21 protein-coding genes are annotated in these 23161 nt (G+C 70.4%); 5 read left to right on the top strand and 16 right to left on the bottom strand.

What is annotated here, in order from left to right; genetic code table 11:
• Positions 1–22: 22 nt before the first annotated feature.
• From P5G59_RS17695 to P5G59_RS17665, 7 genes are read right to left on the bottom strand one after another with little or no spacing between them, the layout of a single operon-like run.
• Entirely contained in the window at positions 23–916 is an 894-nt protein-coding gene (locus P5G59_RS17695; RefSeq protein WP_301220333.1) for a BadF/BadG/BcrA/BcrD ATPase family protein, read from the bottom strand.
• A complete protein-coding gene (locus P5G59_RS17690; RefSeq protein ID WP_301220332.1) occupies positions 913–1932 on the bottom strand; it encodes an SIS domain-containing protein in 1020 nt (339 codons plus the stop codon). The genes P5G59_RS17695 and P5G59_RS17690 overlap by 4 nt, the downstream gene beginning before the upstream one ends.
• Entirely contained in the window at positions 1929–3065 is a 1137-nt protein-coding gene (locus P5G59_RS17685) for a Gfo/Idh/MocA family protein (protein WP_301220331.1), read from the bottom strand. Before P5G59_RS17685 ends, P5G59_RS17690 begins: the two co-directional genes overlap by 4 nt.
• On the bottom strand, positions 3062–3775 hold the full coding sequence (locus tag P5G59_RS17680; protein WP_301220330.1) for a sugar phosphate isomerase/epimerase family protein: 714 nt from the start codon (positions 3773–3775) through the stop codon (positions 3062–3064). The genes P5G59_RS17685 and P5G59_RS17680 overlap by 4 nt, the downstream gene beginning before the upstream one ends.
• Positions 3772–5775 carry a primary-amine oxidase gene (locus P5G59_RS17675; RefSeq protein ID WP_301220329.1) on the bottom strand — a complete coding sequence of 668 codons (2004 nt, stop codon included), beginning with the start codon at positions 5773–5775 and terminating at the stop codon, positions 3772–3774. Before P5G59_RS17675 ends, P5G59_RS17680 begins: the two co-directional genes overlap by 4 nt.
• Position 5776: 1 nt before the next feature.
• Complete coding sequence (locus tag P5G59_RS17670) at positions 5777–6556, bottom strand: GntR family transcriptional regulator (protein WP_301220328.1); 780 nt, start codon at positions 6554–6556, stop codon at positions 5777–5779.
• On the bottom strand, positions 6553–7593 hold the full coding sequence (locus tag P5G59_RS17665; RefSeq protein ID WP_301220327.1) for a Gfo/Idh/MocA family protein: 1041 nt from the start codon (positions 7591–7593) through the stop codon (positions 6553–6555). The genes P5G59_RS17670 and P5G59_RS17665 overlap by 4 nt, the downstream gene beginning before the upstream one ends.
• Positions 7594–7759: 166 nt before the next feature.
• On the opposite strand from P5G59_RS17665, the gene P5G59_RS17660 reads away from it, so the two are divergent.
• The 5 genes from P5G59_RS17660 to P5G59_RS17640 all read left to right on the top strand — a co-directional run bounded on the left by P5G59_RS17660 (position 7760) and on the right by P5G59_RS17640 (position 13277).
• Positions 7760–9439: an ABC transporter substrate-binding protein gene (locus P5G59_RS17660; protein WP_301220326.1), complete on the top strand. Its 1680-nt coding sequence runs from the start codon at positions 7760–7762 to the stop codon at positions 9437–9439.
• Positions 9440–9503: 64 nt separating this feature from the next.
• Entirely contained in the window at positions 9504–10487 is a 984-nt protein-coding gene (locus tag P5G59_RS17655) for an ABC transporter permease (RefSeq protein WP_301220325.1), read from the top strand.
• A gap of 8 nt (positions 10488–10495) precedes the next feature.
• Positions 10496–11494 carry an ABC transporter permease gene (locus P5G59_RS17650; protein ID WP_301220324.1) on the top strand — a complete coding sequence of 333 codons (999 nt, stop codon included), beginning with the start codon at positions 10496–10498 and terminating at the stop codon, positions 11492–11494.
• Complete coding sequence (locus P5G59_RS17645; protein ID WP_301220323.1) at positions 11491–12348, top strand: ABC transporter ATP-binding protein; 858 nt, start codon at positions 11491–11493, stop codon at positions 12346–12348. Before P5G59_RS17650 ends, P5G59_RS17645 begins: the two co-directional genes overlap by 4 nt.
• Positions 12345–13277 (top strand): ABC transporter ATP-binding protein, encoded by a 933-nt coding sequence (locus tag P5G59_RS17640; RefSeq protein WP_301220322.1) that lies wholly within the window; start codon positions 12345–12347, stop codon positions 13275–13277. The genes P5G59_RS17645 and P5G59_RS17640 overlap by 4 nt, the downstream gene beginning before the upstream one ends.
• Before the next feature lie 40 nt (positions 13278–13317).
• Here P5G59_RS17640 and P5G59_RS17635 read toward each other — a convergent pair whose 3' ends face one another.
• The 9 genes from P5G59_RS17635 to P5G59_RS17595 all read right to left on the bottom strand — a co-directional run bounded on the left by P5G59_RS17635 (position 13318) and on the right by P5G59_RS17595 (position 23156).
• Positions 13318–14091, bottom strand: coding sequence for a GntR family transcriptional regulator (locus P5G59_RS17635; RefSeq protein ID WP_301220321.1), 774 nt, complete (start codon positions 14089–14091; stop codon positions 13318–13320).
• 48 nt (positions 14092–14139) lie between these two features.
• Positions 14140–15117: an NAD-dependent epimerase/dehydratase family protein gene (locus tag P5G59_RS17630; protein ID WP_301220320.1), complete on the bottom strand. Its 978-nt coding sequence runs from the start codon at positions 15115–15117 to the stop codon at positions 14140–14142.
• Positions 15114–15902 carry a sugar phosphate isomerase/epimerase family protein gene (locus P5G59_RS17625; RefSeq protein WP_301220319.1) on the bottom strand — a complete coding sequence of 263 codons (789 nt, stop codon included), beginning with the start codon at positions 15900–15902 and terminating at the stop codon, positions 15114–15116. The genes P5G59_RS17630 and P5G59_RS17625 overlap by 4 nt, the downstream gene beginning before the upstream one ends.
• A complete protein-coding gene (locus P5G59_RS17620; protein WP_301220318.1) occupies positions 15899–16567 on the bottom strand; it encodes a ThuA domain-containing protein in 669 nt (222 codons plus the stop codon). Before P5G59_RS17620 ends, P5G59_RS17625 begins: the two co-directional genes overlap by 4 nt.
• A 68-nt stretch (positions 16568–16635) precedes the next feature.
• Positions 16636–18294, bottom strand: coding sequence for an ABC transporter substrate-binding protein (locus P5G59_RS17615; RefSeq protein ID WP_301220317.1), 1659 nt, complete (start codon positions 18292–18294; stop codon positions 16636–16638).
• Positions 18291–19442, bottom strand: coding sequence for an ABC transporter ATP-binding protein (locus P5G59_RS17610; protein ID WP_301220316.1), 1152 nt, complete (start codon positions 19440–19442; stop codon positions 18291–18293). The genes P5G59_RS17615 and P5G59_RS17610 overlap by 4 nt, the downstream gene beginning before the upstream one ends.
• Positions 19439–21523: a dipeptide/oligopeptide/nickel ABC transporter permease/ATP-binding protein gene (locus P5G59_RS17605; RefSeq protein ID WP_301220315.1), complete on the bottom strand. Its 2085-nt coding sequence runs from the start codon at positions 21521–21523 to the stop codon at positions 19439–19441. Before P5G59_RS17605 ends, P5G59_RS17610 begins: the two co-directional genes overlap by 4 nt.
• Before the next feature lie 8 nt (positions 21524–21531).
• Positions 21532–22506 (bottom strand): ABC transporter permease, encoded by a 975-nt coding sequence (locus P5G59_RS17600; RefSeq protein ID WP_301220314.1) that lies wholly within the window; start codon positions 22504–22506, stop codon positions 21532–21534.
• A complete protein-coding gene (locus P5G59_RS17595) occupies positions 22503–23156 on the bottom strand; it encodes a ThuA domain-containing protein (RefSeq protein WP_301220313.1) in 654 nt (217 codons plus the stop codon). The genes P5G59_RS17600 and P5G59_RS17595 overlap by 4 nt, the downstream gene beginning before the upstream one ends.
• Positions 23157–23161 lie beyond the last annotated feature (5 nt).

Raw genomic sequence — 23161 nt, 5'->3', positions numbered from 1 at the left:
GCCGGTGGGGGTGCGCGGGCGGTCAGACCGCGATGCGCCTGGCCAGCTCGACGGCGCCGGCGACCGGCGCGTCCGCGAGCGGGACGATGGTGAGGCAAGGATGCGCAGCGGCGACGGCGTCGCCGAACGCGGCCAGCAGGCGGGGCTGGTGCACGAAGACACTGCCGCCGACGACGATGTGGGAGCCGGTCGCTCCGCGTACGACGACCCTGCCGACCAGCTCGGCGAGCGCCTGCCCGGCGTTCCGGATCACGCCGGCCGCGAGCGCGGAGCCGGCGTCGGCCGCCTCGAAGACGGTGACCGCGTGCGGACCCCAGTTCTCGGGGGTCGGGTCGTCGTTCACCGCGCGCGCGAGAGCCGGTGCGGAATCCACGCCGAAGGACCGCTGCAGGAGCGCGGACAACGGATCGTCTGTGGCACCCTCGTCCTCGGCGCGCAGGGCGGCGATGGTGGCCTCCCGGACGATCGCGGGCGCTCCGCCCTCGTCGCCGATCACCCAGCCCCATCCTCCCGCGAAGAGTGTGCGTCCACCGGCGTCGGAACCGACCGCGATGGAGCCGGTGCCCGCGATCACCCCGATGCCCTCGGTCAGGCCGGCGGCGGGCACGAGCAGCTCGGCGTCGTTGACGACGGTCGCCCGGTAGCCCAGCTCGCCCAGGGCCGTGCGCAGTTCGCGGGCGTGCTCGACGGTGTCGAGGCCCTGGGCGCCGACGCCGAGCGCCGCGACCGAGGCCCCCTCCGGCAGCACCTGACGGACGCGCGCGTGCAGCCAGCGAGCGGCGCCGCCTGCCGGGGATGCGCTCCATTCATCCGCCGGCAGGGCGACGTCGGCGACGCGCGAGCCGTCGAGGGTCTCGGCGCGTACACCGAGCTTGGTGCCACCGGCATCCAAGCCCACGATCAAAGGGGTGCTCATACCGCCCCTCCCGCGTCCACGGGCACCTTGGTGTCCGCGTTGTGGAAGACGAACTCCTCGATCTCGACCCCGCGCACCTCCGCGACGGCGCCGACGAGGATCTGCATGACCAGGACCTCCAGCACAGCCCGCTGCGCCGCAGGCAGCTTCGGCAGCCGCACCGGGTGCAGGGTCGGCGACGACACGATGTCCTCCGCCGACACCAGGATGACGTGGTGGCCGGCGTCGGCCAGGGTCGTCGCCAGGTCGAGCTCCCGGCTGTCGCCGAGGACCACATGCACACCGCCGCCCGCCGACTCCATCGACCCGTGCAGGTACTGCCGCGTGCTCATACCGGTCGCCGGGATGCGCGCCACCTCGCGGAACAGCAGTGCGCCGGCCTCGGCCGACCCGACCGCGGGGCCCGAGCCGACGAAGTCGCTCGACGTCACATGCTCGAACAGCCCGGCGAGCGCCGAGAGCGGCCCGGCGAGGCGGTCCTCGACCTCGGCGAAGGTGTCGCCGAGTCGGAGCCAGCCCGGGTCGGGCTCTCCGCCGTCCCAGGTGTCGGCGAGCATCCCGAGCGCCGCCGCCGTGGCGGTGTAGCCGAGGGTCGACGCGTAGCTGTCGGCGAGGTTCCCCAGCGACAGCGTGGAGGCGATGCGACCGATGGGCGACGGCTCGCTGTTCACGACGGCGAACCGCAGCTCCGGCGGCACCGACTCGAGCACGGCAAGCGTCTCGGCGCTGCGGCCGCTCTGCGAGATCCCGACGATCGGGTGCGGGCTGGACGGGAACGGCAGCGGGTAGTCCCCAGCGCCGAGCCGCCACGAGTGGATGCCGCGCGACCGGAGCGCCCAGACCGGCGCGCAGGCGGCGGCGAGGCTGGCGCCGATGCCCACGAAGACCGGACCGGGCCCGGCCAGCTGGCCGAGCTCCGCCCGCGCCGCGACCTGATCGGCGATCAGCGGGATCGCCCGGCTCAGCTCGGAGGCCTGCGTGGCGCGTGCTTCCGCGAACGTGATGTACCCCTTCATCGGGCTCCCCCTGACGGTGCGGTGCCGGCGGGCGCCGGCGTGGTCTGTGCGGTCGGATCCCAGTCGGTCGGCAGCGGTTCGACGACCGGAGCGGAGCTGCGGACGGCGACCGGGCCGCCCGACCGGGCGGACTCCTCGATGGCGAGCATCGTCTCGAGGGCGTGGAAGGCCAGGCGGCCGGAGGCGCGCGGCGGCCGCCCCTCGCGCAGCGCGCGGGCGAGCTCGAGCACGCCGACGCCCCGCTCGCGGTGCGCACCGGGAGGCGCGGACTCCGACCAGTCGTGGTCGCGGTCGTCGCCGGCGAGGATGCGCGTCGCGCCGTCGAAGCCGCTCACCGGAACCTCCAGCACGCCCTCCGAGCCGGTGATCTCGAACGCCTGGCGGCGACGGGGCGAGTCGAAGCTGTAGACCGAGGTCCCGACGACGCCCGAGGCGAACCGGGTGAGCACGCTCACGTGCGTGTCCACTTCCACGGGGAACCGGGTCCCGGCGTCCGGTCCCGACCCGATGACGCGCTCGGAGCGCGGTCGCTGGCCGATCGCCTCCACCGAGACGATCGGTCCGAGCAGCTGGATCATGGTGCTCACGTAGTAGGGGCCGATGTCGAACAGCGGCCCCGCCCCGCGGGCGAACAGGAACTGGGGGCGGGGGTGCCAGGCGTCCGGTCCAGGACCCTGCATGAGGGTCAGCAGCGTGCGCGGCTCGCCGATCGCGCCGTCGAGGAGCAGGCGCTGCGAGTGCTGGATGCCCTCGCCCAGGATGGTGTCCGGCGCGTTCGCGACGACGACGCCTGCCGCCTCCGCCGCGTCGAGCACCTGCTGGGCCGCTGCCAGCTCGAGAGTGAGCGGCTTCTCGCCCCAGACGTGCTTCCCCGCGGCGATGGCGGCGAGCGCGACCTCGGCATGGGCGGCCGGGATGGTCAGGTTGACGACGATCTCGATGTCGTCGCGGGCGAGCAGCGCGGCCACCGACGGCGCCGCCTCCACCTCGTACCGCTCCGCCTGCGCCCGGGCACGCTCGACGTCGAGGTCGGCGATGGCGACGACCCGGATGTCGGGGTACGTGGCGAGGGAGCGGAGGTACTCGTCCGAGATGTTGCCCGCGCCGACGATGCCGACGCCCGTGGCCGTCATGCGCCCACCGCCGGACGGACGGCCCCGAAGAAGCGGGCGTTGCGCTCCACCAGCGGGAAGACATCCCCCTCGTGCACCACCACCTCGACCACCGGGAGCTCGAGCGCGGTGGCGGCGGCCATGGCCTCCGTCACGTCGAACGGGTTGGCGTCGTCGTCCTTCACGTGCAGGAACCGCACGCGGTCGCCGAGGCGCGGGATCAACGACAGCACATCCTCGCCGCCGACGGCGGCCCAGTACGTGTCGAGCTCCAGCACGACCGCCGGGTCGAGGGCGTCGACGAGCACGTCGTAGGCGGTCCGGCCGTCGATGTGCTGCGAGAGCTCGAAGTCGTGGTTGTGGTAGCCGATGCGGATGCCGCGGTCGGCGGCGACGGGCACCACCGCGTTGATGGCGTCCGCCAGCGCCTCCACGCCGTCCCGGTCGGCGATGCTCTCGGGCGGGACGAACGGCACGATCACCGTCGAGATGCCGAGGCGTGCCGCGGCGTCGAGCACGGCGTCGCGGTCCAGCTGGGTGATCTTGGCGTGCGCCGTCTCTGCGACGAGCCCCGTGGCGTCGAGCGCCGCCCGGAGCCCCTCGGTGTCGCTCAGGATGTCGTACGGTTCGACGTGTGTGAAGCCGTACCCGGCGAGACGCTCCAGGGTGTGCGGGAGGGCGTCCGGTCCGATGTCGTCGCGGACGCTGTAGAGCTGGATGCCGAGGCTCATGCGCCGTGCCCTTCGTGCCCGTGGTGCTCATGCCCGTGGTGCTCGTGCCCGCCGTCGCCCGGCGCGCAGTGGTCGCCCACCGTCTCGGGGATGTCGAGCGTCGGGTTGGCCCCGAAGAAGCCGTGCGGCTTGAGGGTGAAGCCGGCGGAGTCGACCGGCATCACCGGCCAGTCCTCGATGCGCGGGAAATGGGTCAGCCCGAACGTGTGCCACAGCACGATGTCGGCGCCGTCGACGTCGCGGTCGGCGGCCGTCCACTTCGGCAGACCCGCCCCTCCCGGGTGCATGTTGACGAAGTCCCCGGCCGGGTAGAGCTCGGAGGGCTCGTAGGCGGTCACCCACAGGTGCTTGGCGGAGTAGGTGGCGCGCTGGTGGATGTCCGACTGCTCGTCGGCGAGGAGCGCAGGCTTCCCCTCCGGATACAGCACGTAACCGACGTCGCCGCCGAGACGGTTCTGCCGCTCCGGATTCGAAATCAGCCACACGCGGTTCTTGGCGTTGTCCGCCATCCGCTGCGCCTCCTTCTCCGTCCGCAGCCGGGTGACCGTCTGGGTGATGCCCGTCCCGGTCGGGTTCGCGGGCCCGCGCGGGACGAGGGCGGCCTCCAGCTCGTCGACCGCGTTCACCGTGCCGTCGATCATGGTGTCGAGCCGGGCGGAGAACAGGTGCTGGTGGTACGGGGCGCCGAGGCCCGGAGCCAGCTCGGAGGCGTACGCGTAGCCCGGGCCGGGATAGGCGGACGTGAACACGACGCCGGTGGCCTTGACCTCCAGCTCGATGTTCCCGTCGAGCGAGAAGTACCAGTAGAAGCCGTAGTCGTAGTTGCCGACCGTGACGAAGAAGCTGACCACCAGCCGGCGGTTGCGCCGGGAGTCGCTCGACCCGTTCCAGTTGTCGAAATGCTTCCAGAGGATGCCGGCGTCCTCCTCGTGGATGCAGATGGCCTGCGGGATGACGCGGACGTTCCCCGCGTTGTCGGCGAGGGTGGCGTCGAGGTACGTGATGTCGCCGACGCAGTCGCAGCCCAGCTCGAGCGAGTTCGCGAACCCGCCGAGCAGGTACTCGCCGCAGTCGAAGAAGTTCTGGAACCAGCGCTGCGGGCTGGGGTCGCCGTAGGGGACCATCATCTCGGCGATCGAGGCGCGGTAGAGCACGGGACGCTGCACGCCGTCGTCGGCGATGGAGACGTTGTGGAAGACCAGTCCCTCGCGCTGGTCGAAGGACACCTGCAGCCTCCAGCCCAGCCAGTCGAGCACACCGTTCTCGTCGATCGTGAAGCTCGGGCCCTCGGGCTGCGTGATCTCGATCGGCTTGAGGCCCGCCCGCTCCGGCTTGCCCACCCACTCCGGGAGGTGGAAGTTGCCGTCCTCCTGCGGCACCGGCAGGTCGACGTAGTCGATCACGTCGAGCACCTCTCGGGTCACGACATCGACCATGACGGTGACGCCGTCGACGGGGTGCGCCCAGCCCAGGTCGTCCGGCGTCTTCTGCACGAAGGTGAAGCAGCGCTGGATGCGCCGGCCCGCCTCGTCGGTCGCCGGAGCGCCCGCCGACAGCGGGTTGACGCGGAGGGTGGTGAGGTCGGTGAGGCCGCGCTTGGCCATGGCGGCGCGCCAGCGCTCGTCCTGGTGCACGATCTCCTCGACGAGGCCGAACTCCGCGAGCACCACCGGCACCTGGCCGTCCGCCGGGTCGAGCTCGACGACGGAGACCAGCCGGTCCTCCGCCGGGCAGACGACCACGTCATGCGATGCGCCGGTGCCGAAGTCGACGAGCATCGCCCGGAAGCGGCGCGGCTCGGGGCGGGCGCCCGGAGCGAGCAGCGTGCGCTTGTCCTGCTCCAGGAGCCCGAAGTACGACACGTGCCCGTCGGGGCCGAGCAGCCCCTCCCGGACCAGGATGGCCCGCGAGGCGGCGACCTCCTCGGGGCGCAGGGAGGCGAGCGCCGCGGCGACGGCCGCGGAGTCGGTCTCAGCGAGGGCGGGGGCGGTCTCGGTCATGTCAGGGCTCCGTTCGGTTGTGGCGGGAGAAGTAGGTGCGCAGCCGGTAGCGGTCGCCGGCGTACTGGACGGTGGAGGCGAGCACCGCGCGCTCGGAGCGGTTGCGGACGACCTGGTGCATGACCAGGGTGGGCGTGCCGGGCTGCACGCCCAGCTGGTCGGCGACCTCGGCGCTCGCCTCCCGCGCCTCGATGGTCGTTTCGGCGTTGGCGAGCTCGTTGCCGGTCTCGGTGAGGGCCTCGTACAGGGAGGACGTCTCGAAGTCGTAGCGGTCGGCGTCGGGGAGCAGCGCAGCGGGGATGAGCGCCCAGTCCAGGGCGATCGGCACACCGCCGAGCATGCGGACGCGGCCCAGCCGGAACAGCGGAAGCCCCGGAGCGATGCCGAGCAGCTCGGCGTCGTCGATGGTGCTGGGGGCGACGCTCGCCTCCAGCACCCGGGAGGTCGCGGCGAGGCCCATCCTCTCGGCGGTCTCGCTGAACGACTCGAGACTGTTCGGCCACTCGTTGCGCGTGTCGCCCGGGCCGGAGACGTACCAGCCGCGTCCGTGCGACGGCGCGAGCGCTCCGTCCTCGACCAGGGCCTGCAGCGCCTTGCGGAGCGTGACGCGGCTGATGCCGAGCGTCAGGCACAGCTCGCGCTCCGGTGGGAGGCGCGACCCGGCGCGGAGCGTGCCCGCCCCGATCCTCTCGCGGATCGAGGCCGCGGCCTGCACCCACAGCGGGTCGGGGTAGTCGGCCCGGACGACGCCGCCCACGGGACCGATCGGTGTCGTCGTCATCGTTCGAGGCTCACCTTCTCCCAGACGCCGGTCCGCATCGAGGCGTAGCAGGCGTCCAGGATGCAGTTGACGACGAAGCCGTCGTCGAAGGTCTCATCCGGCTCCTCGCCGGCGGCGAACCGCTCGACGAAGTGCCGCATCTCCTGGCTGAAGCCGTAGGCGCGCGCCTCCTCCGGCACCGGGTAGACCCAGCCCGTGTCCGCGTCGGCCTTCTCCACCAGGTACCCCGCCGGGTTCTCGATGAAGCCCCAGACCGGGGTGTGCGAGGTGTCTGTGACGAGTCGCCCGGCGGTGCCGACCAGTTCGTGGCGCAGCTGCATCCCGCCCTTCTCGATCCACGACGACTCGATCTGGGCGAGCTGGCCGCCGGCGAACTTCAGCAGCGCGACCGCCGTGTCCTCGCCCGTGGTCTTGTCCGCGTGCGCCATGGTGGCTCCCCAGGCGAACACCTCGGTGACCGGGTTGTCCTTGCCGAAGAAGTGGCGGGCCGACTCGACCGTGTGGCAGCCCATGTCGAGCAGGGCGCCGCCGCCCGCGGTCTCGGCGTCCCAGAAGTGCGGCGCATGCGGGCCGGAGTGCGCCTCACGGGCACGCATGGTGAGCGGCTCGCCGATGGCGCCGGCGACGACCATCTGATGCGCCTTCGCGATGTTGGGCGAGAACACCGAGCTCTCCGCATAGCCGTGCCACACGCCTGCCTCGCGGACGAGCCGGAGGATCTCCGCCGCTTCGGCCCCCGTGCGGGCAAGCGGTTTGGTGCAGACGATCGCCTTGCCGGCCGCGGCCGCGATGCGCACGGCCTCGACGTGCGCCTCGTTCGGCAGGGCGACGACCACGAGGTCGACCTCCGTGTCGGCGCACAGGGCGGCCATGTCGTCGTACTGCCGGTCGACGGGTCCCCACTTCTCGGCGAAGGCTTCCGCCCGTGCGCGGTCGCGGGAGTAGTTCGCGACGATCCGGGCTCCGCGGGCGTCCTGGAGCGCGTCCGCATAGGTGTCGGCGATGAATCCGGAACCGAGGAGTCCGACTCGAATCACATTTCCTCCTGCTCGATGGGGCATGTTCGCAATAGTAGCGATGTGGTACGCCATTGGTCTATACCAAAACCGATCTTCGGCGAAAGAAAGAATACCTCTTGCTACCTCTAGGTACCGCTATGTATGCTCACGGTCATCCATCACCCCGCTACCCGAGGAGAATGCAGTGCGACCACGAACGTCGACCAAGAGGCGAGTGGCTGCGGCTCTCGCCACCGTGGCAGCCGCCACGCTGATCATGACCGGATGCGCCGGAAGCAGCGGAGCCTCCAGCAGCTCCCGCTATCTGAACGTCTACTCCGGCAACCCCGGCAACCTGACCGACAACTTCAACCCGTTCGTCGCCGATGTCGCCTACGGCGCGAACGGCGCCGTCCTGGGTGCGGTCTACGAGCCGTTGTTCTACTTCAACTCGGCCAAGAACGAGAAGCCGCATCCCTGGCTCGGGACCGAGTACACCGTGTCGCCCGACGGCCTGACGTACACCGTCACGCTGCGCGACGGCGTGAAGTGGCAGGACGGCAAGCCGTTCAGCGCCGCAGACGTCGCCTACACGTACAACCTGCTCAAGCAGAAGCCGGAGCTCAACCTCTACGGCCTCAAGATCGCCGACGCCAAGGCCGTCGACGACACGCACGTCACCATCACGCTGAGCCAGCCGGACTATCCCAACGAGTACCGCCTGCTCGGTCTCACCTTCATCGTCCCCGAGCACATCTGGAAGAGCATCCCGGATCCGGCGAAGACGACCAACCAGAAGCCGGTCGGCACCGGCGCGTTCGACTTCGGCCAGTTCACGCCGCAGTCGGTGACGCTGACCGCCAACAAGGACTACTACCAGCAGGGGCAGCCGGCCATCCCCGGCATCCGCCTGGTCACCTCGACGGGCAACGCCGCGGCGCTCAACTCGCTCAACGCCGGCCAGATCGACTGGGCGGGCATCGCCCTCCAGGACGTGCAGAAGTCGTTCGTCGACAAGGACAAGAAGTACAACAAGTACACGTCGATCCCCGCCGACATCAAGGTGCTGATGCCCAACCTCAGCAAGGCGCCGTTCAACGACCTCGCGTTCCGCCAGGCGCTCAGCCTGTCGATCGACCGCGACGCCATCATCAAGCAGGCGTTCGGCGGCACCGACACCCCGGCCAACCCGACGAGCCTCCTGCAGCCGCGCGACGAGGCCTATATCCCGGCCCAGTACCAGGGCAAGACACTCGACCAGAACATCGACAAGGCGAAGAAGACCCTCACCGACGCCGGCTACACCTACGACGGCTCGGGGAACCTCCTCGGCAAGGACAAGCAGCCGGTGAAGTTCAAGATCACCACGGTCACCGGCTACACCGACACCATCACCGCCGACCAGCTGCTCGTGCAGGACTTCCAGAAGATCGGCATCCAGGCCACCCCGGAGGAGCTCTCGCTCGGCGCCTACTCGACGGCCCGCCAGAACGGCACGTTCGATCTGCTCGACGACCGCATCCCGACCGGCCCGAACCCCTTCCAGCAGTTCAGCGACAGCCTCGACTCGGCCAAGACCGCGCCGGTGGGCACCGCGGCGAACGCCAACTTCGTGCGCTTCAGCGACCCGAAGGTGGATGCGCTCATCGCACAGGCCGGCGGCACCAACGACCCGGCGACGCTGACCACCGCGTACCAGGCTCTCGGCACCTACTTCGCCGAGAACCAGCCGTACATCATCCTCAGCCAGAACGGCGCGGTGACCACCTACCGCGACCAGTACTTCACGGGGATGCCCACACCGGACAACCTGTGGGCGACACCGTCCAACTGGCTCTCCGGCAACATCGGCTACATCGCGAAGTCGCTGAAGCCCGTCAAGTGAACCCCGGTGCGGGGCGGCGGCCGACCGGTCGCCGTCCCGCACCCCGACCCGGTGGGACGGCCTCGTGCGCTACTACCTCAACAAGCTCGGCTTCTACCTGATCGCCGGCTGGATCGCGATCACCCTCAACTTCCTCCTGCCCCGGCTGGTCAAGGGCAGCCCGGTGGACGTCATCCTGGCCAAGACCCAGGGCGTCGCCCCCATGCCCCCGGAGGCACGTCACGCCCTCGAGCTGCAGTTCGGCGTCTCTCACGAACCGCTGATCGTGCAGTACGGGCAGTACCTGCACAACATCTTCACCGGCCAGTTCGGGCTCTCGGTGAGCTACTACCCGACCCCGGCCATCGATGTGGTGATGCAGGCACTGCCCTGGACCCTCGGCCTCGTGGGCCTCGCGACCGTCATCAGCTACGTGATCGGCGTCGTGTTCGGGTCCTGGCTCGGCTGGCGCCGCGGGACCTGGACGGACGCCGCGCTTCCCGCATCCACCTTCTTCTCGGCGATCCCGTACTTCTGGCTGGCGCTCGTGCTGGTCTACGTCTTCGGCTCGATCCTGCACTGGTTCCCGGTGAGCGGCGGCTACGACCTCAACGTCGCGCCGGGCTTCACCCCGGAGTTCATCGGCTCGGTCGTCGTCTACGGCGCGCTGCCTGCGATCACGATCATCCTCGCCTCCGTCTCCGGCCAGTTGCTCGGGACGCGCAACATGATGGTGTCGACCATGGCCGAGGACTACGTGGTCACCGCACGCGCGAAGGGCCTCCGCCCGACCCGCGTGTTCGGGTCCTACGCCATGCGCAACGCGCTGCTGCCGTCGGTCGCCGGCTTCGCGATGTCCCTCGGCTTCATCGTGAACGGGTCCGTCGTCACCGAGAGCGTGTTCGGCTACCCGGGCGTCGGCTTCACCCTGCTCACCGCCGTGCAGAACAACGACTACCCCCTGATGCAGGCCCTGTTCCTCATCATCACCCTGGCCGTGCTTGGCGCGAACCTGATCGTCGACCTGGTCTACGGCTTCATCGACCCCCGCACCCGGCTGGCGAACTAGGAGGAACCATGAGCTTCACCCAGCAAGAGCTCGCCGACCCGGAGCTGTCCGGCTCCGAGGCGGACACCGACGACGCGGCCACCGCCCGCACCGGCTTCCTCCGCGCGGCCGGCCGCCGAGGCGGAGCCGCCGGACGGCGGCGCACGACCCGCGGATGGAAATTCTGGGTCGGCATCGGGATCTGCGCGTTCTTCGCCGTCGTTGCGATCGCGGCGCCCTTCCTCGTGCCGAACCCGAACCAGTCCAGCCCGGTCGGCCTGCAGCCGCCGAGCGCCGAGCACTGGTTCGGCACGACCAACATCGGCCAGGACGTGTTCGGCCAGGTCGTCGCCGGGACGACCGGATCCGTGGTGATCGGGGTGGTCGCCGGCGCGATCACCGTGGTGCTCTCGATGCTCTTCGGCATCGGCGGCGCGTTCCTCGGCGGCTTCTGGGACAACGCCTCGTCCCTGATCAGCAACGTGTTCCTGGTCATCCCGGGGCTGCCGCTGCTCATCATCGTCACCGACTACGTCGAGTCGCGCGACATCGTCGTGATCGCGATCGTCATCGCCCTCGTCTCCTGGGCGGGCGCGGCCCGCGTGCTCCGGGCGCAGACCCTCAGCGTCCGCTCGCGCGACTACGTCGACGCCGCCCGGGTCGCCGGCGAGTCGACGTGGCGGATCATGCTGCGCGAGATCCTGCCCAACCTGATGCCGATCATCGCCTCGCAGTTCGTCTTCGGAGCACTCGGCGCCATCCTGGCGGAGGCCGGTCTGTCGTTCCTGGGGCTCGGCGCCCCCGGCGGCAAGAGCTGGGGCAGCATCCTGTTCTTCGCCCAGAACGCGCAGGCGATCACCCTCGGCGCGTGGTGGTGGTTCGTCCCGCCTGGGCTCTGCATCGCGATCCTGGGCGCAGCCCTCGGTCTGATCAACTTCTCCATCGACGAGCGCATCAACCCGCGCCTGCGCACCGCGGCGATCGCCAAGCGGTCCCGCGCGCGCCTCACGAGAGGAGCCGCCGCATGAGCGAGCCGCTGCTGCGCATCCGCGACCTCACCGTCGACTACGTCACCGACCGGCCGGTCCGCGCCGTCGACGGCGTCTCGCTCGACGTCCGCCCCGGCGAGATCGTCGGGCTGGCCGGCGAGTCGGGCTGCGGCAAGTCGACCCTCGCGTACGCCGTCACCCGGCTGCTGCAGCCGCCCGCGCAGATCAGCGGCGGCACCATCGAGTGGCGCCAGGAGGACGGGTCATCGACCGACATCCTGCGCCTGGACGGGCGGGCACTGCGCGCCTTCCGCTGGCAGGAGATCTCGATGGTGTTCCAGGGCGCGATGAACGCGCTCAACCCCGTCCACCGCATCGGCTCCCAGATCGAGGATGTCCTGATCGACCACCGCACCGGACTCAGCCGGGCGGAGCGCCGCGAGCGCGCCGCGGAGCTGCTGCGCACGGTCGGCATCCCGGTGGACCGCCTGCAGAGCTACCCGCACGAGTTGAGCGGCGGGATGCGGCAGCGCGTGATGATCGCGATGGCGCTCGCGCTGCGGCCCCGGCTGATCATCATGGACGAGCCGACCACCGCCCTCGACGTCGTGGTGCAGCGCAACATCCTGGAGGAGATCGACCGCCTGCGCGCGGAGTTCGGCTTCGCGGTGCTGCTCATCACCCACGACCTCGGGCTGCTGCTGGAGGTGAGCGACCGCGTCGGCGTCATGCTCTCCGGCCGGCTCGTCGAGGAGAACACCCCGCGGGCGCTGCTGGACGGTGCCGGGCACGACTACACCCGTCACCTGTTGCGGTCCTTCCCCAGTCTGCGCGGCGACGTGCCGGTGACCGGGACCCGCTACATCGACCGAGGAGAGGAGGCGCTCGCGTGACCACGCTGGAGGCGCTCCACCTTAGCAAGGACTACCCCATCCGCGGCCGCGGCCTGCGCCCGCAGACCCTGAAGGCGGTCGACGACGTGTCCCTGCTCGTCCGGCCGGGCGAGTCCGTCGCCCTGGTCGGCGAGTCCGGCAGCGGCAAGTCGACCATCGCGAAGATGCTGATCCGGCTGACGGAGCCGACAGGCGGCGACATCACCCTGGACGGCGAACGCATCCCCGCCGGCCGCCGCGCCACGAAGCGGTACCGGAAGCGCGTGCAGATGGTGTTCCAGGATCCGTTCTCGTCGCTGAACCCGTCACTGCCCATCCGGCACCAGCTGGTGCGGCCTCTGCGCATCCACGGCATCGTGCGCACCAGGGCCGAGGAGGAGCGGGAGCTGCGCCGACTGCTCGACTCGGTCAACCTCGCGCCCGCGTCCGAGATCCTCGCCAAGTACCCGCACGAGCTGTCCGGCGGCCAGCGCCAGCGCATCGCCATCGCCCGGGCGCTCGCCCCGCGTCCGGAGGTGCTGATCGCCGACGAGCCGGTCTCGATGCTCGACGTGTCCATCCGCCTCGAGATTTTGCAGCTCCTCGACGACCTGAAGCGCGAGCGGAATCTGGCGGTGCTCTACATCACCCACGACCTGGCGACCGCACGGCACTTCTCGACGCAGATCGTGGTCATGCGCCACGGTCGCGTCGTGGAGCGCGGGCGTTCGGCCGACGTCATCCTCGACCCGGTGCACCCCTACACGCAGCTGCTCGTGCGCGCCGCGCCCGATCCGCACTCCGAGCCGTTCCAGGTCGACCCCGATCGCCACCTGGGGTCACCGGACGTGCTCGTCAGCCCCTCCGACCCCGGCCCCGCCGACGAGCGGCACTGGGCGCGCGCCTGGGCGGACGATGCGGCCGTCGCTGAGCTGCTCGCCCGCGTCTGACGCCCGACGGACGCTGGGGGTAAGGCCCGCCGGGACGTGCTCAGCGGGTGCGCGCGAAGTGCGTGCGCAGGCGGTAACGCTCGCCGGCGTACGTGATCGTGGAGACGAACAGGGGCCGCTCGGACTGGTCGACGGCGGCCTGGCGCATCACCAGGACGGGCTTGCCGACCTCCAGGCCGAGGTGCTCCGCGACGTCGCCGGTCGACTCCCTCGCCTCGATCGTCGCGTCGGCGCGGAACGGCTCGACGCCGGCGTCCGACAGCGCCTCGTAGAACGAGGCGGTCGAGAAGTCCACCGACCCGAGCGACGGCGCGAGCGACGCAGGGAGGCGCGTGACGTCGACCGCGATGGGGACGTCGTCCAGCAGGCGCACGCGCTCCAGGTGGAACAGCGGCGTGCCCGGCGCGACGCCGAGCTCCTCCGCCTCGTCCAGGGTCGCCGGCTTGGTCTCGGCGCGGAGCACCCGTGACGACGAGGCCAGCCCCAGCCGGTTCGCCGTCTCGGTGAACGACTCCAGGCTGTTCGGGAAGTCCTTGCCCGGCGCGGGCGCCTGCGCCACGTACCAGCCCCGGCCGTGCGAGGCGCTCAGCACGCCGTCCTCTACCAGCTGGCTCAGCGCCTTGCGGAGCGTCACCCGGGAGATCGAGAGCTGCTGGCAGAGCTCCCGCTCCGGAGGGAGGCGCATCCCCGGCTTCAGCACACCGGTCGCGATCTCGTGGTTGATCAGGTTGATCACCTGGATCCACAGGGGCTCGGGATAGTCAGGCCTGATCGCGGCGACCGCGTCCCGGCCCAGAGTCTCCGGTTGCGTCAACGTCGATACCCTTCCCCCGCCGATAGCACGCCTCATTCATACCACTCATTACCGCGCGGCGAGACGATCGAACGCTGCGGCGAGTTCCGCGCTCACGCTCCTCGCCCCGGCGTTCCGGTCGTGGTGCTCGACCACGCGGCGCGCGCCCTCGGAGAACGACACCTGCGGAGCGAAGCCGGGGACGAGCCTCTGCAGCTTCGTCGTGTCGAACAGCATCGTGTGCCGGAAGTCATGCTCGAGCACCTCGTCCCACCCCGGGATCTCCTCGCCGATCGTCGCGCTCGACCGGTGGACCAGCAGCGGCGAGCGCACACCGGCGGCCCTCGCCAGCTCCAGGTGGATCTGATCCCAGGTGAGGATGTCGCCGCTCACGACGTTCACGCTCTCGCCGATCGCGTGGCCGAGCCCCAGGAGCGGCACGAAGGCGCGGGCGAAATCGGACGAGTGCATCAGGGTCCAGAGGGAGGTGCCGTCGCCGTGCACGATCACCGGCTCGCCGGAGCGCATGCGCTCGACGGCGGTCCAGCCGGCGAGCACCGGCACGGTGGTGTCGTCGTAGGTGTGGAAGGGCCGCACGATGGTGAGGGGCAGGCCGTCCTCCCGCGAGGCGCGTTCGAGCTCCAGCTCGCAGGCGATCTTGTCGCGCGCGTACCCGAACACCGGCTGGCTCCGCGGGCTGGACTCCGTGATCGGCAGCAGCGGCACCGGCCGGGCGAACACGGAGCAGGTAGAGATGAACACGTACTGTCCGGTGCGCTCGGCGAAGTAGGCGGCGTGGCCGTCGAGGTCCTTCGGCGTGAACGCGACCCAGTTGACGACGGAGTCCCACCGTTGGTCACCGAGCAACCGGGGCAGCTCCTCCGGGTCGCGCACGTCGCCGGTGAGCACCCGGACGCCGTCCGGCACCGGCCGGCGGGGCGCCGAGCGGGTCACGATCGTGACCTCCAGCCCTCGGTCGACCGCCTCGCGCACAGCCGCCGAGCCGATCATCCCGTTGCCGCCGAGGAAGAGGACACGCGCGCTCATGCCGCCACGCTCCCCTGCGAGACGCCGAGCCCGACCAGGTGCCGGTACGACCGCTCCAGGGCGTCGAACGTGTCGACGCTCAGCCGCTCCAGCTCGACGATGTGCCAGCGCAGCCCCGAGGGCGTGCCCAGGATGCGCTCCCAGTCCATCGCCCCCTCGCCGATCGGCACCATGAGGTCGTCCTCGTAGCTGACCGCCGGGCCGTCCTTGATGTGGATCAGCCGGACGCGATCGCCGAGCCTGGCGAGCACCTCCGCCGGATCGGCTCCGCCCATCCGCGCCCAGTAGGCGTCGAGCTCCAGCACCACGCGGGGGTCGAGCAGCCCGAGCAGCACGTCGTAGGCCTGGCGGCCGCCGAAGACCTGAGAGAACTCGGCGAAGTGGTTGTGGTAACCGATGGTCAGCCCGCGCCGCGCGGCGTTCTCCGCCGCAACGTTCACGCGCTCCACTCCCGACCAGATGGCGTCGGGGGAGTCGAACTCCTCCCGCTCCATCGACCACACCAGCGTGGACGCGCCCAGCGCCTCGGCGACGTCGAGCAGGGCCTCCGCCCCGTCGCCCGCTGGGAAGGGGGTGTGCGCGCTGGTGATGGCGAGCCCCGCGGCCTCGGCGGCGCGACGCACCCGCTCCGGCCCGTACTCCTCCACGAGCCCGTAGGTCTCGACGCCCTGGTAGCCGATGGCGGCGACCCGGTCGAGGGTGCCCTCGAGGTCGGCCAGCGCCTGCTCCAGGATGGTGTAGCCCATCACCGCGAGCGGCACAGCCGTGCGGACCTCCGCGCTCACAGCGCGCCCGCCGTCCAGCGGAGCGCCCGGCGGACCAGCTCGCGCACCGGCGGCTCCCCCCACGAGCGCAGGTCGTGACCGAGCGCCAGGTAGACGACGCGCCCTGCTCCGACCTCTCTGGCGTACATCACCGGGATCTCGAGTCCGTCCGCGCGGTGGCGCTTGGCGAGCACGTCGATGTCGTCGTCCGCGAGCTCGAACTCGTAGTACTCGTCGAACAGCTCGAAGTCCTCCAGCCCGGCCGTGATGGGATGGTCGCCGACGATCTCGATCGTGTGGCGGCCCTCGTGATGGCCGGGCCCGTGCGAGAGGTAGCGGTTGCCCAGCAGCTCGAACATCGGCCGGTCGGCCGGGTCCAGCCCGTCCCCCTGCCAGCCGAGGATGTTGGCCCCGTGGATGCCGACCAGGCCCTTCCCCCCGGCGACCGCGGCCTTCAGCGCCTCCTGCTGCGCGGTCGGGAACTGGCCGCCCGACGTGTAGAGCAGGTAGGTGTCCGCCTCGGCGGTCTCCGGACGCGGGTCCACGAACCGGTTCATGCCCATCGCCCGGCGGGTGACCAGCCCCGCCTCCAGGCCGAGCTGCTGGTAGACCAGCGAGGCCGTGAGCAGGTCGTGGTGGATGTCGTCGCCGTTCACGACGACGAGTGCGTTCTTGTTGCTGCTCATCTCTCTTCTCTCACGAGACCGCGGACGGGCCGGCTGCCCGGCCCGTCCGCGGGCGGTTGCGCGGTCGCTCAGGAGACCGGCTTGAGCTTCAGCGCCACCACCGGGTTGGGGTACGGCGCGAAGTAGGGGTTCTGCTCGCTGGGCCATCCGGTGACCTTCGCGCTGCTCCAGTCGCCGTAGTTGCCCCAGTAGAACATCACGATCATCGGGAGCTGGTCGATCCAGATCCCCTGCAGCTGCTCGAGGATCTTGGCGCGCTCGGCGTCCGAGGTGGCCAGCGGGTACTGCGTGAACAGCTGCTTGGCCACCGGGTCGTTGAAGCGCTCGATGTTCTCGAACGTCGGCGTCGCCTGCCCCAGCGGGTAGTACTTGTTCGGGTTCATCATCGAGTCGTAGATGTTGAACGCTCGAGGCGCAGGCCCGACCGGATAGCCGATCGTCGACTGGAAGGTGCCGTCGGCGGTGATCTTGTTGATGTCGTTCACCGAGGTGGTGTCGATGTCGAGCTTGATGCCGATGTCCTTCAGCTGCGAGACCAGCACCTGGGCGCGGGCCGCGATGTCGGTGTACGACGCCGGGAAGCTGACCGAGAACTCGACCTTCTTGCCGCCCTTCTCGTAGTACCCGTCCGAGCCCTTCGTGTAGCCGGCGTCGGTCAGCTGCTTCTCGGCGGCCGGCTTGTCCTGCTTGAAGTTCAGGTCCTTGTACTTCGGCGCGACCTCGCTGAGGAACGCGGGCATCGGCAGGCCGGTCTGGTTCGTGGCCGGCGGCGAGTCCGTGGCGGCGCCGACCTGCGCGCGGTCGACGCCCAGGCTGATCGCCCGGCGCACCGCGATGTCGCTCAGCGGCCACTTCTCCAGGTTCGGGATGAGGCCGTCGGATCCGACGACCGGCGCCCAGTAGTGGTTGTCCTTGCTCTTGGAGAGGTAGGTCTTCTCGGCGTCGGCGATGTAGGTGCCGGACCAGTCGGCCTGCCCCTGCACCAGCGCGTTCGTCTGGCCCTGGTTGTCCTTGTAGGGGATGAACCGGATGCCGCCGATCTTCGCGGGCGTCTGCCAGTAGTTCTTGTTCGTCTTCAGCACGAAGCTCTGGGGAGAGAACGTGTCGAGGACGAAAGGACCGGTGCCGACCGGGTTCTTGTCCACGTACTTGGTGGGGTCGCCCACCTTCGACCAGATGTGCTTCGACACGATCGCGGCAGAGACCAGCGAGGTGAACTGCGTCTCCGACGGCGCGGCGAAGGTCATGACGACCGTGTCCGGGTCCTTGGCGGTGATGGTGTCGAAGTTGACGCCGCCGACGTTGAGCGCCGGGTACTTCTTGAGCAGCTCGTAGGTGAAGACGACGTCGTCGGCCGAGAACTTCTGGCCGTCGGTCCACTTCACCCCGGACTGCAGATGCAGCGTCAGGGTCTTGTTCTCGTCCGTCCACTCCCACGACTTGGCGAGCCACGGGATGTCGTGTCCGATGTCGACGTTGTTGATCTGCACGAGCGGCTCGTAGATGAAGCCGCCGGCGCCCTGGTTGGTGTACGTCGCGCCCTGGGCCGTGTTCGGCAGGTACGGGTTGAAGGACTGGGTGAGGCTGTCGGACTGACTCGCCACGTTGAGGATCAGTCCGTCGCCCGAGCCGGAACCGTTCGAGGAGCAGGCGGCGAGCGGCACGACGAGCGAGGCGGCCAAGGCCGCGCCGATGGCGGCGTGACGTATGGACCTTCTGCGATTCATTGCTGGTCTCCCTTGGTGTCGGTTGTTGCTGGAGCGTCTGTGGGGAGACGGCGGCCCGCAGGGCGCACCGCTCCGAGTCCGTAGGCCGCGGCGTTCTCGACGCGGCGCGCTGCGGCCTCGTCGTCGCCGTCGTACAGCCAGCACTTCGCCCATTGGCCGTCCTCGAGTGCGAAGGCGGGCGGCGCGTCGGTGCGGCAGCGCTCCATCGCGAACGGGCAGCGCGGGTGGAAGCGGCATCCGCTCGGCGGGTCGATGAGGCTGGGAGGCTGGCCGATGTCGCGCGGCCGGGCGTCGTCCGCGCGGGACGGGTCGGGGGCGGAGGCGATCAGCAGCTGGGTGTACGGGTGCGCGGCGTTCTGGGTCACCGTCTCGCTCGGTCCGGCCTCCACGAGCTGCCCGGCGTACATGACGCTGGTGTCCTCGGCGAAGTAGCGCGCGGAGGCGATGTCATGGGTGACGTAGAGCAGGGCGACACCGCGCTCCTCGACCAGGCGACGCAGGAGGTTGAGCACTCCGAGCCGGATGGACACGTCGAGGCTCGACACCGGCTCATCGGCGAGGAACACGTCCGGGTTCGCGGCGAGCGCGCGGGCGATCGAGATGCGCTGCAGCTGGCCGCCGGAGAGCTCGTGCGGGTACTTCTCGGTGAACTGGCGCGCCGGCCGGAGGCTCACCTGGCCGAGCAGGTCGTCGATGATGCGGCGCTGCTCGGCGGCCGTGGCCTTCGGGTGGTGGATGCGGACGGCCCGCATGAGCGTCCGGGCAATCGTCGCCACCGGGTTGAAGGAGCCGAACGGGTCCTGCAGGATCAGCTGGACTTTGCTCACGTGCGCGCGCAGCGAGCGGCCGCCCTTCACCCGGACCGGCTTGCCGCGGTAGCGGATCTCCCCGGAGGTGACGGGGTGCAGTTGCGCGAGCAGCCGGGCGAAGGTCGACTTGCCGGAGCCGGACTCGCCGACCAGCGCCATGATGCGTCCGGCGCGCAGCGCGATCGACACGTCGTCGGCGGCGTGAACCACCCGGCGCGGGCCCCGCTTGAAGAGCGAGCCCCGGGCCGGGAAGTGCTTCGTGACGTGGAGGGCCTCGAGGATGGGCACGTCGCCGTCCGCCGGGGACCCGGCGAGTGGGGCGGTCTCGGTGGTCGTCATCGGGCGTCCTCCATCTGATCGGCGTGCGGGAGCTCGGCCACCGCGTCGGTCGGGCGGTCGGGCGCGGACCCGTCGCCCTCGTAGAGCAGGCAGGCGGCCTCTGCCTGGCGCCACTCGGCCGGCCCGGCGAGCGGGACCAGGGGCGGGACGACCTGCACGCACCGGTCGAAGGCGAGCGGGCAGCGGGGCGCGAACGCGCATCCCGCGGGCAGCTTGCGCAGGTCCGGCGGGGACCCGGGGATGCCGGCGAGCTCGCGCTTCGGCCCGGACAGCGTCGGGAAGGAGGCGAGCAGCCCCTGACTGTAGGGGTGGCGTGGATTGCGGTAGAACTCGCCCGCGTCGGCGAGCTCGACGACACGGCCGGCGTACATCACGGCGATCGTGTCGGAGAGCTCGATGAGGAGGGAGAGGTCGTGGGTGATGAAGACGACGGCGAACCCGAGGCGGTCTTTCAGTTCGATGATCTTCTCGATGATCTGCCGCTGGATCACCACGTCGAGCGCGGTGGTCGGCTCGTCCATGACGATGATCTCCGGGTCGAGCGCGAGCCCGACCGCGATCATGGCGCGCTGCCGCATCCCGCCGGACAGCTCGTGCGGGTACGCGTCGACCCGGTCGGTCTGGATGCCGACGAGCCCCAGCAGCTCGATGACGCGGGCGGCACGGTCGGCGCTGGACATCTCCGGGCGGTGCGCCCGCAGCACGTCGTCGAGCTGGGCCCCGACGGTGAGCACCGGGTTGAGGGCGTGCATCGCCGACTGGAACACGATCGACAGCTCGTCCCAGCGGAACTCCCGCAGCTCGCTGTCGCTCATCCGCAGGATGTCGGTCGTCGACCCGTCGGCGTTCGTGTAGAGGATGCCGCCGCCGGTGATCTGCGCCGGCGGCTTGTGCAGCCGGGTGATGGCGTAGGCGAGCGTCGACTTGCCCGATCCGGACTCCCCCGCGATGCCGAGCACCTCGCCGCGGCGCAGGGTCAGCGACACGTCGTTCACCGCGGGCGTGACCGAGTTCTCGCCGACGTAGTCGACGTGGAGGTTCTGGATGCGGAGGATGACGTCGCTCGTCGCCGGGTCGTACGGCCGGTGCGGGGCCCGCTCGCCTCGCGCCCGGGCCGGACGGCGGACGACGCGCGCCCGCTGCGCCCTGGCCTGAGCCCGTTGCGCCTTCTTCGTGCCGATGCCCGCCTGCCGCAGCCGCGGGTTGATGAACTCGTCGATGCCGAAGTTCACCAGCGACAGGCCCGTCCCGAGCAGCGCGATGGCGAGACCGGCCGGCACGAACCACCACCAGGAGCCGGTGAGCATCGCGCTGGACACCTGCGCCCAGTAGAGGATGGTGCCCCACGACCACTCGGTGACGTTCGTGAGGCCGAGGAACGCGAGGCTCGCCTGGGTGAGGATCGCACCGGTCACCGTGCCGAGGAAGCTCGCGGCGATGACCGCGATCTGGTTCGGGAAGATGTCGCGGAAGATGATGCTCGACGTGCGCTCGCCGGTCGCGCGGGCGGCCTCCACGAAGTCCCGCTTGCGCAGCGACAGCGTCTGCGCGCGGAGCACGCGGGCGCCCCACGCCCATCCCGTGATCGAGATGACCAGGATGATGCCGATCGAGCCGGACTTGGGCAGGTAGGCCGCCAGGATGACCGTCAGCGGAAGCGCCGGGATCACCAGGAACACGTTGGCCAGCAGCGAGAGCAGCTCGTCGGAGAGGCCGCCCAGGTACCCCGCGGCGAGGCCGACCAGCACCGACAGGAGGGTCGCGATGATCGCGGCGCCCACGCCGACGATGATCGAGATCTGCGTCCCGTACAGCATCTGCGACAGGACGTCCTGGCCGGTCTGGGTGGTGCCGAGCCAGTGCTCGGGGCTCGGCGGCTGGAGCGTCTCCTTGCTGACGGCCGACGGGTCGTACGGGGCGACCCACGGCCCGATGATCGCGAACAGGCAGAAGATCGCGACGATGACGACGCCGGTCAGCGTCCAGGGGCGCCGGAAGGCGCGCATCCACGCGAAGCGGGATGTCGGGGTGTCCGTCTCGGCGTTCTCCGCCTCGGCGACGGTGGCGGTGGCGATGGCCATGTCAGCTCTCAGCTCTCTCGTGTGCGGGGGTCGAGGAAGACGTACAGGAGGTCGGCGAGCATGTTCGCGATCAGCACCGTGATCGTGATCACCAGGAAGATGCCCTGCATCAGCGGGTAGTCCTGCGCTTGCGCGGCCTTGAACAGCACGGTCCCGATCCCGGGGTAGTTGAAGACGACCTCGGTCACGATCGATCCGCCGACGACGAAGCCGAGCGACATCGCGAAGCTCGAGAACGAGGGCAGGATGGCGTTGCGCGCCGCGTAGGTCACCATCACCCGGCGCTTGGAGAGCCCCTTCGCCTCGGCGAGCCGGACGTAGTCCTCGCTGAGGGTCGTGACCATCATGTTGCGCATGCCGATCAGCCAGCCGCCGATGGAGGCGACCACGATCGTCAGGGCGGGGAGCACCGCGTAGTAGGTGGCGCTGCCGATGAAGCCGAGGTTCCAGCCGATGGTCTCGGTCACCGAGTAGCCGCCGGAGAGCGGGAACCAGCGCAGGATGATCGAGAAGATCAGGACCACGCAGATCGCGAACCAGAAGTAAGGGATGCTCGACAGGAGCGTCGTCACCGGGATGAGGCCGTCGAGCCAGCTGCCGCGCTTCCAGCCGACGATCATCCCGAGTCCCGTGCCGATGACGAAGCCGAGCACGGTGCAGACCGTGATGAGCACGAGCGTCCAGCCGATGCTACTCGCCAGCACGTCCGACACCGGCGTCGGATAGTACGCGTAGGAGATGCCGAAGTTGCCGCTGAACAGGTTCTTCCAGTAGTCGAGGTACTGCTGCCACAGGCTGGCGTCGCTCTGGCCGAACAGCACGCGCAGCGCCTCGATGGCCTGCGGCGAGAGCTTGCCGTGGAACTTGGCGATGAGCGCATCCGCCGGGCTGCCCGGCATGATCCGCGGCAGCAGGAAGTTGAGGCTGATCGCCGCCCAGGCGGTGATCAGGTAGAAGACGGCTCGTCTCAGGAGCACTCTCATAGCGGGTTCGTGTCCTCCGCGTCGTTCGGGCGGGTGGTCGTGGGGGCGGCGAGCCAGCGGGCGGCGTTGGTCACCAGCCGCCGCACCTCCGGTTCGCCCCAGGCGCGCAGGTCGTGGCCGAACTGCAGGTAGCAGACGCGGCCTCGGCCGTAGGAGTGCGCGGTGACGAGCGGCTCTCGGCCGTACGGGGCCTCCCGCCAGGCGAGCACGTCGACGCCGGGCTGGACCGCGAGCCTGTAGTGCTCGTGCTCCAGCTGGAACGGTGCGACGCCCGCGGTCACCGGGTGCGGGGCCAGCTGCACCGCGAAGCGCGACTCGTGGGGTCGCGGGCCGTGGTCGACGTAGCGTGCGCCGATCACGGGAGCCAGCTCGTCGTCCTCCAGGTAGGCGGTCGAGTGCACGGCGAGCAGGCCCGCTCCCCCGGAGACGGCCTCCTCCAGCCCGCGCCTCTCGGCGTCGTCGAGTTCGCCGGCGGCGCGGTACAGCGCGATCACGCCGTCGGCGGTCTGCGCATCGCGGAGCGCTCCTGCGCCGATGCGCACGCGTGTCGCCAGCCCCTCCTCGGCGAGGAGCGCCTGCAGTTCGACGCCGGCGCCGAAGAGGTCCTCGTACACGTCGTCGCCCACGAGCATGACAGTCGCCGTCGCCACCGCGG

Source organism: Leifsonia virtsii, from assembly GCF_030433675.1.
GTDB classification, from domain to species: Bacteria; Actinomycetota; Actinomycetes; order Actinomycetales; family Microbacteriaceae; genus Leifsonia; species Leifsonia virtsii.
This window is presented reverse-complemented; position numbering and strand designations above follow the sequence as displayed.